Source organism: Clostridium sp. CS1-1 (assembly GCF_056135525.1).
Map to the genome: position 1 here is coordinate 1335796 of NZ_CM148680.1, position 15152 is coordinate 1350947.

11 protein-coding genes, 1 riboswitch and 2 other annotated features are annotated in these 15152 nt (G+C 32.6%); of the genes, 9 read left to right on the forward strand and 2 right to left on the reverse strand.

The features are described from left to right. Position 1 precedes the first annotated feature (1 nt). The 9 genes from AC0N0V_RS06025 to AC0N0V_RS06065 all read left to right on the forward strand — a co-directional run bounded on the left by AC0N0V_RS06025 (position 2) and on the right by AC0N0V_RS06065 (position 12473). Positions 2–1027, forward strand: coding sequence for an alpha/beta hydrolase (locus tag AC0N0V_RS06025; protein WP_474462708.1), 1026 nt, complete (start codon positions 2–4; stop codon positions 1025–1027). Between the two features lie 286 nt (positions 1028–1313). Beyond that, positions 1314–1559 (forward strand) — a binding site (T-box leader). A 36-nt stretch (positions 1560–1595) separates the two neighbouring features. After that, positions 1596–1851: a binding site (T-box leader), on the forward strand. A gap of 121 nt (positions 1852–1972) precedes the next feature. Further along, on the forward strand, positions 1973–3217 hold the full coding sequence (locus AC0N0V_RS06030) for a homoserine dehydrogenase (RefSeq protein WP_474462709.1): 1245 nt from the start codon (positions 1973–1975) through the stop codon (positions 3215–3217). A gap of 29 nt (positions 3218–3246) precedes the next feature. Next, entirely contained in the window at positions 3247–4302 is a 1056-nt protein-coding gene (gene thrC, locus AC0N0V_RS06035) for a threonine synthase (protein WP_474462711.1), read from the forward strand. A 138-nt stretch (positions 4303–4440) separates the two neighbouring features. Further along, positions 4441–5340: a homoserine kinase gene (thrB, locus tag AC0N0V_RS06040; RefSeq protein ID WP_474462712.1), complete on the forward strand. Its 900-nt coding sequence runs from the start codon at positions 4441–4443 to the stop codon at positions 5338–5340. A gap of 74 nt (positions 5341–5414) precedes the next feature. Next, positions 5415–6224 (forward strand): DUF2935 domain-containing protein, encoded by an 810-nt coding sequence (locus AC0N0V_RS06045; RefSeq protein ID WP_474462713.1) that lies wholly within the window; start codon positions 5415–5417, stop codon positions 6222–6224. Positions 6225–6317: 93 nt separating this feature from the next. Further along, a riboswitch (TPP riboswitch) is annotated at positions 6318–6425 on the forward strand. A 130-nt stretch (positions 6426–6555) separates the two neighbouring features. Beyond that, positions 6556–7863 (forward strand): phosphomethylpyrimidine synthase ThiC, encoded by a 1308-nt coding sequence (gene thiC, locus AC0N0V_RS06050; RefSeq protein ID WP_474462714.1) that lies wholly within the window; start codon positions 6556–6558, stop codon positions 7861–7863. Beyond that, positions 7864–9303, forward strand: a complete 1440-nt coding sequence (gene purF, locus AC0N0V_RS06055; protein WP_474462715.1) for an amidophosphoribosyltransferase — start codon at positions 7864–7866, stop codon at positions 9301–9303. Between the two features lie 259 nt (positions 9304–9562). Further along, complete coding sequence (locus AC0N0V_RS06060) at positions 9563–11350, forward strand: PAS domain-containing protein (RefSeq protein ID WP_474462716.1); 1788 nt, start codon at positions 9563–9565, stop codon at positions 11348–11350. 25 nt (positions 11351–11375) lie between these two features. Next, positions 11376–12473, forward strand: coding sequence for an NAD(P)/FAD-dependent oxidoreductase (locus AC0N0V_RS06065; RefSeq protein ID WP_474462717.1), 1098 nt, complete (start codon positions 11376–11378; stop codon positions 12471–12473). A gap of 26 nt (positions 12474–12499) precedes the next feature. Here the strand turns inward: AC0N0V_RS06065 and AC0N0V_RS06070 are convergent, their stop codons facing one another. Beyond that, a complete protein-coding gene (locus AC0N0V_RS06070) occupies positions 12500–13654 on the reverse strand; it encodes a S1C family serine protease (protein WP_474462718.1) in 1155 nt (384 codons plus the stop codon). A gap of 10 nt (positions 13655–13664) precedes the next feature. After that, complete coding sequence (locus AC0N0V_RS06075) at positions 13665–15068, reverse strand: FxLYD domain-containing protein (RefSeq protein ID WP_474462719.1); 1404 nt, start codon at positions 15066–15068, stop codon at positions 13665–13667. Positions 15069–15152: the final 84 nt, after the last annotated feature.

Genomic DNA, 15152 nt, shown 5'->3' on the forward strand with positions numbered 1-15152 from the left:
AATGATTATTGATTTTTCTTATGTGAAAAAGAATATAGATTTTGTTCAAGGATATATTTTAAAAGGAACTTTCTATAAATGTAGTTATATAAGATATAAAACCTTATATAAAAATCCAGCACCAGGAACTGAAAATGTCGAGCTATATAATTTTGCCCCCAGAGGTAACACAAGAGCTTCAGTACTTATACTACATGGGCTTGGAAGCCGTAATATAAAGTTTATGCTTTGGCTTGGAACTCACCTTGCTTCTGTTGGAGTTAACTCAAGTATAGTTATCTTACCAGGGAACTATACTCGTGTGGAAGATAAATCAGTAAGTGGCAGAAGTTATATATGGCCGGATATTAGACTTATGTATCAGTTTTGGGAGCATGCAGTAGTTGATGTAAGAACAACCATAGACCTATTGGAGCAGCAAAAGATTTGGAATGAAAACAATTGTGTAGTTGGATATTGCTTAGGAGGAATGATTTCTTCAATATTAGCCTCAATTGATAAAAGAATCCATCAGACAATTTTTATGACAACAGGGGGGCATATACCTAAAATACTTCATGAATCTCATGTTACGAATTTTGCAAGAAAGCTCTTTGATAAGGGACTTGGAACTGAATACTATTTGAATGACAAGGAGAGATTGTACAAAATATACGAAAATCAATTTGGTATTGTAAAAAAAATGAGTTTGACTGAAGTATTAGGCAGTAGGCTTATACATCCTTTGTTTAGAATAGATCCTATTTCATATGCTCATTTAATTGATAAATCTAAAGTGACTTTTATAGACGCTTTGTTTGATGAAACATTACCTTTCAAGAGTAGAAGTATACTTTTCAAGGAGATGAAGGGAGCTAATAGATATATTGTCCCAACCACTCACGTTGGATGGCTTCCATTTGAATCCTTTTTGGCTCAGTATATTTTACTTAAGGTAAACATTAATGATAAAAAATCCGCTAGCTTAGTTAAAAAGAAACAGGAAATTTTTGACTTTATTAATTTTAAATTCCTAGGGAAATTATAGATTAACAATAGACTTAAAGAGTAAAAAATATAATAGCAGGTAAAATATAATTACTTAAATAGTTTTTATAAAATCATGGAATAATTTATAGATAAGATTCATATAATATTTTTAAAATATAAAGCAAGAATCGTAAACCATAAAGTTATTGTTTAAGAATGTTAAAATATCAAATGAATTGATAATCTTTATTGAATTGTTAATAAAGTATGAAAATAGGTAATCATTTAATAATTCTGTATTGACATTTATAAATTAAAATCATATAATTATACAAAATAATAGAAAAAAAGCAATGAAAAGGAAGAGTAAATAGACTACTGTTCAAAGAGAGAGAAACCCATCGGCTGAAAGGTTTTTTGTTCAAGTGATATTGAAAACCACCTTCGAGTTGAGTACTGAAAATTTAGTAGGTATATTCCGTTGCCAGCGTTAATGGCCTAGAGATAATAGCTTTAAACTCTGCTGCTAAGTCAGTAGTTTATCTATGCTATTAATTTGAGTGGAACCGCGATATATACTCGCCTCAAAATTGAGGGGAGTTTTTGTTTTTTTAAATCTAATAATGATAAATGCAATGATGAGGAAGAGTAAATAGCATTCTGTTCACAGAGAAGGAAATCCTTGGCTGAAAGATTTCTTGTTCAAGAACTACTGAAAACCACCTTTGAGTTAAGTGCTGAATCTCAGTAGGCATCCTTCGCTTTCTAGCGTTAAAAGTACAAAGTGATAGCGTAATCAAGTCACTATTTAAAGCAATTTGTTTTGAGTTTTTGACTAACGCTGTAATTTGGGTGGAACCGCGAACATAACTCGTCCCATTATAGGGATGGGTTTTTATTTTTATATAAAGAATTAAGAATCTAAATTATAAGGAGGAGTAAATTATGAAAACCACCACCAGTAGAAATTTAATTAAATTATTTATAAATAGGAGGGATTTGGATGACTTGTGTAGCAATGCTTGGTTATGGCACTGTAGGTAGTGGAGTTGCCGAACTTATACTAAAAAACAGAAATAGATTAAGAAAGAATATAAACGAAGAGATAGTTCTATCTAACGTACTTGTTAGGGACTTAGAAAAACATAAAGAAAGTAACAATTTAAGCATTTTAACAAGGAATATTGAGGACATATTCAGTGATAAAGTTGATATAATAGTTGAAGCCATGGGGGGAGTTAATCCTGCTTATGAATATGTAAAAAGAGCATTACAGTTAAAGAAGCACGTTGTTACAGCTAATAAAGATTTAATAGCGGAACATGGCGCAGAACTTTTAGATTTAGCTAATAAAAATGGTGTTGTGCTAAGATTTGAAGCTAGTGTGGGTGGAGGAATACCTATATTAAAATCTCTAAGTGAATGCCTCGTTGGAAATAAAATAAAAAGTATTAAAGCAATACTTAATGGAACAACAAACTTTATTTTATCAAAAATGAGCAAAGAAAACATGAATTATAAAGAAGCTTTAATGCTTGCTCAAAAGCTTGGTTTTGCTGAAGCTAATCCGGAAAGTGATGTAATGGGTTATGATGCAGCTAGAAAGCTATCAATACTTTCAACAATGGCCTTTCAAGAAAGGGTTAACTGGAAAGATATTAAAATTAATGGAATAACTGATATTGATGCTATAGATTTTCAATATGCTAGAAGTGAAGGCTTTGAAATTAAGCTTTTAGCAATGAGCGAATATGGAGAGGAGAGAGTATATGCTTCTGTATCACCGATTATGGTAAGGAGCAACTCTACGCTAGGTAGAATTGAGAATGAGTATAATGCTATTTTGGTAGATGGAGATGCAGTTGGAGATGTAGTCTTTACGGGAAAAGGAGCAGGAATGTTCCCAACGGCTAGTGCTGTATTCTCTGATATAGTAGATATCATTCAGAATAAGAAGGAAAATGGAATTCGTTTTGATTACGAAGAGGCATCAGTGGATAGGTTTTGGAGAAAAGAAAATAAATGGCTTCTAAGGATAAAAACAAGGGATAGAGTGAAGACAATGGCTTGTTTATCTGAACTTTTTCCTTATTGTCAAATAATAACTAAAGGAATGTATGGTTTAGAAGAAGAGGTTGCTGCTTTTGTGAAGTCAAAGAATGAGGCCATATTAGATAGAAATATAGATATTTTAAGAGAGAAAGTAGATTCTGATAAGATTAAAAAAATAATGTTGTTAGAGAATTAAAAAACAAAATGTTATTGGGGGATTGCAAAATGAGATGGATGGGACTTATAGAAAAATATAGAGAGTTTTTACCAGTGAGTGAAGACGCAAGGATTATTAGTTTATGTGAAGGAAATACACCCTTAATTAGAGCAGAAAATATTGAAAAACTTATGCCAGGAGTTGAGATATACTTAAAATACGAGGGCTTGAATCCAACAGGTTCCTTTAAGGATAGAGGAATGACTATGGCAGTTACAAAAGCTGTGGAGGAAGGGTCAAAAGCAATAATATGTGCGTCCACAGGAAATACTTCTGCTGCAGCTGCTGCGTATGCTGCTAAGGCTGGCATTAAGTCTATAGTTATAATACCTAATAGAAAAATAGCCATGGGAAAACTGGCACAGGCATTATCTTATGGGGCAAAGGTTATAGCTATTGATGGTAACTTTGACGATGCCTTAAATATGGTTAAGGAAATATCAGAAAAGCACCCTATAACTTTAGTAAACTCTATAAACCCTTATAGAATAGAAGGACAAAAAACTGCTGCCTTTGAACTATGCGAACAACTTGGAGGGATTCCAGATTACGTATCAATACCAGTAGGGAATGCAGGTAATATAACTGCCTATTGGAAGGGGTTTAGAGAGTACAAAGATAGAGGCAAAATAGATAGTTTACCAAAGATGATAGGTTTTCAGGCAGAGGGAGCGGCTCCTATAGTTAATAATAAAATTATAGAAAATCCTGAAACTATTGCAACAGCAATAAGAATTGGTAACCCTGCGAGCTGGAGAAAAGCAGTGACAGCTTTAGTAGAATCAAAGGGAATTATTGATAAAATAAGTGATGAAAAGATACTAGAAGGTTATAAGTTATTATCCAGTTTAGAAGGAATATTTGCTGAACCTGCTTCATGTATATCTGTGGCGGGCTTATATAAGCTTTATAAAGAAGGAAGAGTTCAAAGAGGTAGTAAAGTTGTATGTATACTTACAGGAAATGGACTTAAAGATCCTGACATTGCTGTAAATGCTGGTGGAGATATAGTGACCTTGCCTTGCGATTTTGGAATTATAGAAAGAGAAATAATGAGTAAATAAGTTAGAAGTTAAGAATTAGGAGTGAATAGTTAAAGGGAATTTTTGTTTTTATGCTATAGGGTTTCACTCAAAATTACGTATTTAAGGATGAAGAAACTAATAAAATAGACTTGTACATTAAGGAAGGAGGAAAGTTTAATGATAAAAGTTAGAATACCTGCTACAACTGCTAATATGGGGCCAGGATTTGATACCTTAGGGATGGCTTTAAAACTATATAACGAAATAGAAGTTCAAGAGAAGAGTGGGGAAACTGAAATTTTTAATAATGGAGAAAAAAGTAAAGATGATTATAGAGAAAATTTAATATATACTAGCATGATAAGAACACTTAACATGTTTGACTATAGATATGAAGGCTTTTATATAAATGTTTCAAAATGTGATATACCGATTTGTAGGGGACTTGGAAGCAGTGCAGCTTGTATAGTGGGAGGAGTTGCTGCAGCTAATGCCATTATGGGAAATGTTATGTCTATGGATAGAATAATAGAAATAGCTACAGAAATTGAAGGGCATCCAGACAACATAGTTCCTGCAGCAGTTGGGGGGATGGTAGTTTCGCTTCAGGAAGGCGAGAAGGTTAGCTATTCAAAGGTAAAGTTGCCTTATCAATTGAAATTTGCAGCTATGATACCAGATTTCCAAGTAAGCACGGCTATGTCTAGAGGAGTGCTTCCACAGAGTTACTTAAAGGAAGACTGTATTTTTAATATATCAAGGTCTGCAATGCTTATAAGTGCATTAAGTAATGGAGAGTTTGATAAGCTTAGAACTTGCTTTGGTGATAGAATACATCAACCATATAGAAAAAATTTAATCAAGAATGCAGAAATAATACTAGATAAGGCTAGAGAAATTGGTGCTATAGGCGAGTTTATAAGTGGTTCAGGTTCAACTCTTATGGCGGTAGTAGAACCTAAGGATGAAGAAAAATTTGAAAGAGAAGTTAAAAACTTTTTAAATAATTTCGAAGATCAATGGAGAGTAGTTTTGTTAGAGCCAGATATGGAAGGAATCCAAGTAGCATTTTGCTAAATGAAAAAAATGGAACACATTTAAATTGATTGCATAATATGATATACTGAGGAACTTTTTTTAGGAGGCATATTTTGAAAATCAATGATTTGAAAAGTCAGACATTGTTTGAACATCGTTTTTGGCTTCAGGTTTTAGGAGATCATTCAAGATTTATTTTAGGAGCTTTATCTCCAGAAGAAAATAGTAATATACAAAAGGCGAATTATTTTAAGAACTTATTTGACAATCTTTTGAATAATGCTAGAATGGATCTCAGTACCGAGGAGTTAAATAAGTTAAATAACTTAGCGTATAATGCAGCTTGTCAAATACGTTCTTTTAAACTATATCTTATTAAAGAGCATTTAATCGGTAAAATAAAAATTAATCTACCCCCAACTTTTATAAATCATATGGTTAACGAGGTGGAAGAGTACTTATTTATTCTTTATTGTATTATGAACAAGCAACCTTATTTATTGAATCCAGTACATTATCATAAATTATGGTTACTGGACGGGTCAGGTCATGCTGCTTCGATAGCAAGCTCTCTTGATATGGCAGAACAAGAGTTTATTAAAAAGAGTATGAAATTTCGAAAAAGCTTTGATAAGCTACATCAAAAGTCTCTTGAAATGAAAGGATACATGAGAACAGGGCTATTTAAGTTTCCAGCTTTAAGCAAACTTAATGAAGATGCAGAAGAGGAAATGAATACTTTTAAAAAATTCCTTAAGGATTTGGAAAAGCTAATTTTAGAAAAAAAGTTATTAGGAGACTTAAAGCCTTTAATGACTGACCATATGTACAGAGAAGAATGCTATTATCTCACTAAGCTTTCCATGGTTTCTGAGGTTAAAAAACCTGGCTGTGCACCTGAAAAGCCAAGGATAGAAGAGTAAAATAATTAAAGATTTAATAATCATCGGCTAAGCTTATATTTATACATTGCAGAACAATAACAATTATGCTATAATTTTCATGTAATCAAAATTGAATAACACTAGGGGTGCCCATGTGATGGGCTGAGATAGAACTACTAGTTCTGACCCTCATAACCTGATTTGGATCATACCAACGTAGGGAAGTACTTTATATAGTTAATAAAAATGCGAATTTCTAATATTGTATTTTCTATTAATGAAGTGTTTATGAGGGAGCTTATATTAGCTTCCTTTTTTATTTTATCTAGTGTTACTCTATTTTAAAAAAATTATAAAGGAGATAGAGAATATGAATTACACAACACAAATGGATGCGGCTAGAAAAGGTATAGTTACAAAAGAGATAGAAATAGTAGCAAAAAAAGAGAATATGGAAGTAAATAAATTAATGGAACTTGTAGCAGAGGGTAGAGTTGCAATACCTGCTAATAAAAATCATATATCTTTAAGTCCAGAAGGTGTAGGTGAAGGACTTAGAACAAAAATTAACGTAAATTTAGGTGTTTCAAAAGATTGTAATAGTATAGATGATGAATTAGAAAAAGTTAGATTATCAATAGACATGAAAGTTGAGGCTATAATGGATTTAAGCTGCTTTGGTAAAACAGAAGAATTTAGAAAAAAACTTGTAGAGGTATCATCAGCAATGATTGGAACAGTACCTATTTATGATGCAGTAGGTTTTTATGATAGAGAGTTAACTGATTTAACTGCAGATGACTTATTAAACGTAATTGAAAAACATGCACAAAATGGAGTAGACTTCATGACTATTCATGCAGGAATCAATAGGGAAACTGCAGCAGTATTCAAAAGAAATAAAAGACTAACTAACATAGTATCTAAAGGAGGAGCTTTAATGTATGCTTGGATGGAACTAACTGGTAAAGAGAATCCATTCTTCGAACATTATGATAAAGTTCTAGATATATGTGAAAAATACGATGTAACTATAAGTTTAGGTGATGCTTGTCGTCCAGGTTGTATAGCAGATTCTTCCGATGCGAGCCAAATAAAAGAGCTAATGATACTTGGAGAGCTAACAAAAAGAGCTTGGGAAAGAAATGTACAAGTTATGGTAGAAGGACCTGGTCATATGAGCATGGATGAAATAGCAGCTAATATGAAGCTTGAAAAAAAACTATGCCACAACGCACCTTTTTATGTGTTAGGACCTTTAGTTACAGATATAGCTCCAGGTTATGATCATATTACTTCTGCAATTGGTGGAGCAATAGCAGCTGCTTCAGGGGCAGATTTCCTATGCTATGTAACACCAGCTGAGCATTTAAGGCTTCCAACTTTAGAAGATGTGAGAGAAGGAATTATTGCAACAAAGATTGCAGCACATGCTGGAGATATAGCAAAAGGAATTAAAGGTGCAAGAGATTGGGATAACGCTATGAGTGAAGCTAGATCAGATTGGGAAAAGATGTTTAGTTTAGCTATAGACCCTGAAAAAGCAAGAAGATATAGAGAAGAGTCAATGCCAGAGGATGAGCATACATGCACAATGTGTGGAAAAATGTGTGCTGCTAGAAATATGAATAAAGTAATGAGTGGCAAAAACCTAAATATTTTAAGAGATGATGACTAAATGATTAAATCTGCTATTGGAAGATTGGGCATTTGTTTAGGTTCAGAAGATAAGCTTAAAGAAGAGTGCGGTGTATTTGGAGTTTTCTCAAGGGAAGACATAAATATAGGTAAGATAATCTATCATGGACTTTATGCACTACAGCATAGGGGACAGGAGAGTGCAGGGATTGCATTTTCTGATGGAAATACAATAAAGTGCCATAAGAGTATTGGGCTAGTTTCTGAAGTTTTTAGTAAAGAAAATCTGATAAATACTTTTGGGCAAATAGGAATAGGACATGTTAGGTATTCCACTACAGGAGATAGTAATAAAGATAACGCTCAGCCTATTTTACAAGAGTTTAACTCTAGACAAGTTGCAATTGCTCATAACGGGAATTTGCTTAACGCTGATGAAATAAAAGAACAATTAAGTAGATTGGGGATAAACTTTAAAACTACTACAGACTCAGAGGTTATTTTAAAGCTTATAGGAGAAAATCTAAACAGAGAAACTGATGTCAATACAATTATCAATGGATTAAGGCCTTTAAAAGGTGCATATTCCTTTGTATTGTTAACTGAGGATAGCTTGATTGGAGTTAGGGATCCTGATGGAATAAGACCTCTGTGCATTGGAAAGTTAGATGAAGCATATGTTATTTGTTCTGAAAGCTGTGCATTAACTTCTCTTGGAGGAAAGTTTATAAGAGATGTTGAACCAGGAGAAATGGTCATTATAAACAAAGATGGAATTAAAGAAATTAAGTTTTCCTCTAACTGTGATTATGCTACATGTGCTTTTGAGTACATATATTTTGCAAGAGAAGACAGTGTTATTGATGGAGTAGGTGTGTATAAATCAAGAGTTTTATTCGGAGAAAAGTTATATGAAGAATGTCCTGTTTCTGCTGATATTGTAATCGGAGTACCTGACTCTGGTATACCTTCAGCTATTGGATATGCTAAAGCTTCTGGTATTCCATATGCAATAGGATTGATTAGAAACAAGTACTTAGGAAGAAGTTTTATACAGCCTTCTAAAGAGGTAAGAGAAAATGTTGTTTCACTAAAGCTAACTTTACTAAGTGAAGAGGTAGAAGGAAAAAGAGTGGTTATAGTTGATGATTCGATAGTTAGAGGAACTACCACTAGAAGAATTGCTGAGTGTTTAAGGCAAAGTGGTGCAAAAGAAATACACTTTAGAATTGCATCTCCTCCAATTAAGCATTGCTGTTTTTTAGGAATTAATACTAGTAATAAAGATGAGCTTATAGCTAGCTATAAAAGTTTAGAAGATATAAGAGAGCACATTGGAGTAGATAGCTTAAGATACATCAGTATTAATGGATTTTTAGAATGTATGGAAAATAGGAAGTTATGCTTAGGTTGCCTTAATGGAAAGTATCCTTATTGTGAAGATACTGAAAAGATAAGAAACTTGTATTTGAACTTTTAATACATTAGTTTTATCTGTAAATAGGTGTATAGTAACTAAAATAGGTGTTTTAGTTACTCTGCACCTATTTGTCATGTGTGGAATTAGCAGTAAAAGTTTATAATTTGGTTTGCAAATTTTTATTTACTAGTATAGTAATTGAGATTAAATGCAATATTAAAATTAAGTGTTATATTATATGTTTGGTAACAAGAATTATTTTCGCTCAAATATTTTGAATAAATAATTCTGATCTTTTATTAAGGAAAGGAGTATTTGTATGAAAAAAGATATTGTTTATATAACTATTGATGGTAGAGGGGAACATGAAAGTTTTAGGGATTGTGTCACAAAAGTTTTAGAGACATTAGGTCCTGGTGAAGGGATACACGTTATCAAGGATTTTGAACCATTCCCTATGTACAAAATGATGGAAAGCAAAGGGTTTGATAAATATATAGAGAAGGTTAATGATGACGAGTATCATGTTTATTTTTTTCCTTCAACAAAGTTTAATGATATCAAAATGAATAATCATCTAACTGTTAATAATACGAGAATTAAGAAAATGATTGATATTGAAGTAGATTTTCTTAACAATAAAATTTCTTTGGATGAAGCTAAAAAAAGGGCTAGAGACTCTTTTGAGAAAATCACTGCTGAGGAGTTTGCAGTAGGTGAACAACATCTACATTCTTATGGTATTAGTGATGAGCTGCTAACAGAAAGGATGAATGAACTTTTAAGTATTTTCGAAGGAATTCTTGTTTCAACTGAATTAAAGCTTCCAAAGGGGCATCCAATAAATACATATCAACAAGAAACTATAGAACTTGGTAAAGTTCTTTCATTAATGGAAGAATTACTTGACAAAGGATTTATAAAGAATCAATGGTTAGAATTGTATGATAAACTAAGTCAAATAAATATTCATTTTAGTAGAAAACAAAATCAACTTTTTGCTGCTCTTGAGAGGAAGGGTTTTGATAAACCATCAAAAATAATGTGGACATTGGATAATGATATAAAAGATATTATAAAAAGATCAAGGGATCTATTAGAAGAGGATAATGATAAGGAATTCTTAGCTGTTCAACCTGAGGTAATCGAAATGATAAGGGATATGATGATGAAGGAAAATGAAATTTTATTTCCTACTTCAATTGAGTTGTTAACTGATGAAGACTTTACTGAAATGAGAATAGGCGATGATGAAATTGGATATTGTTTAATAGATAATCCGCCAGCATATAAAAGCAAAGATCTAAGCAAAACTAGTGATTTTACAACGAATAATTTAAACTTAAATGTAGATCTTTTAAAAGATCTTGCAAGTGTTCTTCAAAAGCATGGGGTAACTTCTTCTTCGAAAGATAATGAAGTTTTAAAGGTTAGTCAAGGCCTTCTTACTTTAAACCAAATAAACTTGATTTTCAAGCATTTGCCTATAGACTTATCCTATGCTGATGAGAACAACCTCGTTAAATTCTATAGTGATACGAAACACAGAGTTTTTCCAAGAAGCGCTGGAGTTATAGGTAGAGAAGTTAAGAACTGTCATCCAAAAGAAAGTGTTGATACCGTAGAAAAAATTATTAATGCCTTTAGAAATGGTGAGCATGATGAGGCTGAATTCTGGCTTGAAATTGAAGGAAAGTTCATTTACATAATTTACATTGCAATAAGAGATGAAGAAGGTAATTTCAAAGGTGTTCTTGAAATGATGCAGGATGCCAGTCACATTAGAAGTTTATCTGGTAGTCAGAGACTTATATCTTGGAAAGATGATAATTCATCTAAGGATAATAAGCAAGAAGAATCTATACAGGATAACAATAAATATAATATGAATAAAGATACAAAAATAGGAGATTTAATAAAAGAATATCCATTTTTAAAAGATTTCTTGGTATCCTTAAGTCCTAAGTATCAAAAGCTACAGTCACCTATGATTTTAAAAACAATGGGGAGTGTTGCTACGGTAGAAATGATTAGTGCAAGAGGTGGCTTTGAGGTTTCCGACCTTATCAGTAAATTAGCAGCAGAGATTGATAGGGTAAGTAATTAATTGAAAAACATGTTGGAAGGGATACATGGAAATGAAAGTTGCAATAATGGGAGCAGGATTGTCAGGATTATGCTGTGCAATTATATTAGAGAAGAATGGAATAGAGTCAACTGTTTTTGAAAAGCGGCGTATGCCTGGAGATAGATTTATAAATGCTGAAGCATTATTTCATATATCGAATAGACCTATAAATAATTGTCTCGAATATTTTAGCGATAAATATGGTATAGATTTAAAACCAATAGACAAAATTAGAAAATTAACAGTATATGGACCTAGTGCTCAGGCACTCCTTCACGGCAATTTAGGTTATTCAAACTTAAGAGGAAGGCATGAGGAGTCCTTTGAAAGTCAACTGGCAAGGCAGTTGAAGTTGAAGATAATATCTCACTCCGAATACGGATATGAGGACTTATTAAAGGAGTATACTCACGTTGTCTTAGCAACAGGAGATGCAGCATATGCAACAAAGCTAAATAATTTTCGTGTTGATTTAACTATTAACGTAAGAGGAGCTACAGTAGATGGCGATTTTAAGACAGATCATGTGGTGACTTGGTATAATAATGAATTTGCACCTGAAGGCTACTCTTACCTTGTGCCTTACACGGAAAAGGAAGCTAATATATCTATAGCGTATCCAAGTTATCCTGATACAACTATAAAAGAAATTGATGATTTATGGGATAAATTTTACGCCCGTGCCAAAGGCGATGTAAAGCAAGCTTTAAATATTACTGATAAGTATGAGGTGAAAAGGTACATATTAGGTACTTGTGATAGAGCTAAAATTAATAATACGTATTTTATTGGTAACTGTTTTGGTTCCATTATGCCAGCCTATGGACTAGGTCAATTTGTAGCTATACTTACTGGCATATATGCAGCACTTGACATATGTGGAAGAGGCGATTATGAAGAATTGGTTAAACCACTGAAAAAATCTTATGACAGTTCTCTAATTATTAGGAGGAGCATTGAGAAATTAGATAATAACAAGCTAGACTTATTCGTTAAAGCAATGGATAATGTCATGGCAAGCAAACTGTTCAGTGATGATACTGAATTAGATATATTTAAGATAGTGAGCAAAATACTAAAACCGTTCTTTAATGAAGGATAATTCTTCATTAAAGAACGGTTTTTAGTCTAAAGTCTCTTAGCCTGTCCGCTTAAAATTTTGAGTTTATTGTTTTCGTAACCCACCATATAAGTAACCTTATACTTACTTGATTTAGTTCCGCCATTACTTCTCTCAGTGGCATTTATAATAGATACTACTTCAATAGTTCTATCATCAACCACTCTACCAGTCATATTTTCAATTTCTACTGATAAAGTATCTAAATATCCATTTCTAAAAGTTTCATAAGTCATTTTCTTTTGCCAATCGGAGCCTAAGTATGAGTAAGCTGCTACGTAGTCTTTTGAATCCACGCTATTGTAAAAGTAAGAGACTAAGTATTCACCATCTTCTGCTAGGAGCTTTCCATTATATTCATTCGAATTTACAGAGGTAGATTTAGAACTAGTTTCAGTAGTAGAAGGATTTGCTGACCAATTATCTACCAAGGGTAACACTTGATCTATAGGTATACTAAAGCCTATGGTTTCTTCTCCAAGCTTAGCAGAATTTATTCCTAAAACTTCACCAGTCTTTTTATCTAATAAAGGTCCACCGCTGTTTCCAGGAGATATAGGAGCAGATATTTGGTAAACTCCTTTGTATTTAAAGTTTTGAATTTCAAAATCACGATTAAGTCCACTTATAATGCCTGTGGTTGCTGTATTTTGTAGCCCAAGAGGACTTCCAAGAGCTAATACCTCATCACCTATTTCTACTTTTTTACCTCTGGTTATTTTTACTGGCGTTCTACTAGCAAGCTCTGGAACACGTACTAAAGCCACATCAGTAGAAGAACTTCTACCTATAACCGTTCCTTTATAAACGGTTGTGTCTGCCATTTTTATAGTTACTGTAGAGGCATTATCAACTACATGAGCATTAGTGATTATGTCTCCCTTATCATTATATAAAAAACCAGAACCAATACCTTTTCCACCATAGGCTTGAACTTCTATGTTCACCACAAGTTTTTGATTTTCATATATTACCGTCTTTAAATCTTTATCTTTTGTCTCAGTGGTTTTATTTTGGGATTCTACATCTGCAAGCTTAGTGGTACCTGTAAAAACCTGTTGTTTGGCGTTTGTATGTATAAAGAAAGCAGCGAAAACTCCAATAAGAGCCAATATAACTGTTAATGTTATAGAAATTATAAATTTTTTATTTACATTATTCATAAGGTTCCTCCTAACTTAAATACCACGTGATGTTATTAATTTTTATATGATGGCCATTAACTACACCATACTCTGTATTTTGAAATTCTGCTTCAGAGTTAATATCTAAGTAGTCGGGATACACATAAGTGGAATCTGTTCCTAGTGAGTTATTATTCGCATCGTATACTGTATAGTATATCTTTATAGAACTTATAGGCCTGGTAGCCACATTCTTAACCTTTCCTTTTATAACAAAGTCTCCGTATTTATTTACAGAACCATTTGTTTCTAGTACCTTAACTGCATTTGTTCTATTATTTGTATCTTCCTTTGCAGCTGCAACCATAGCTTGTTCGATTCTTTGCTGCTCTGCTTTTTCGAAAGAAGTCTTCTGTTTAGCTATAATATCCTTAAATGAAAGCAATTTTTTATCATTTGCATTATATTTAAGACCTTCTTCTATGGATGCAGCAGCACCAGCAAAGTCATTTTTCTTCAAGAGCTCATTAGCATTATTGTAAGCTATAACTCCAATTTTTTTACGAAGCTCATTAGCTGTGTCAATAGCTTCTTTAACAGTATAACTGGACACCTTTGTAAGGAGAGGAGTCAGTTCTTCTATGGATTTTTTATTATTCATTTCGCTTTTAATTTGAAGTACTGTTACACCAGTTCTTTTATCTTCCACATTCTTTTTTAATAAAGAATATAAAGCACCTTTCTTTTCCCCTATTTCTTTATCTGCCTTATCTAGTTCCTCTAATGCTTTAGCATAATCCTGCTTTTTCACGTAAGTTTCTAAGCTTTCAATATGCTTTTGAATATTTTTTCCTTCGCTTAAGAGCTTTTTATCTTCTTGAAGCGTTTTATGATTTGGACGCAATGTTAATCCTTTGTCCACTAATTTTTCGGCATCAGCAATTTTGCCTTGAAGAGCTACAGTCTCAGCTTGCACACGAATATTTTCTACATCATTCGAAACTTTTTTCTCATAAGTAAAGAATCCTATGGTCAAAGCTATGGAAAATATAGCAGCACCTGCAGGGAGTAACCATAAATTTATTCTCTTAGTTATAGGGGCTGGTTCAGTAACTTTGTCATTATTATAAAGTAATTCCTTAGGTTCATTAAGAAGTGGAATAACTTCTTTATCAATAGGTTTATTAATCAACGCTGTTATGGGTTCAAATTCTGAAATAATTTCATTCATTTCTTCTTCCGAATTAAAGCCATCTTTTGGGGTAATATTAAGTTTTTCCTCAACATCATTGCTTTGATTAATATTAAGTTTTTCTTCAGAATCACTATTTAAATCAGTAATATAGTTTCTTTCAAAATCATTTTTAATATCTGTATTATCGACTTTAGCACCACAATTATGGCAAAATACAGCTTCCTCAGGCAGTTTAGTGCCACACTTTATACAAAACATAAATTCCTCCTAAAAATACAATTTTCTACTAAATTATAAACTTAAAGTCACTTTTTATCAATAAAATATCTTACTTTAGATATC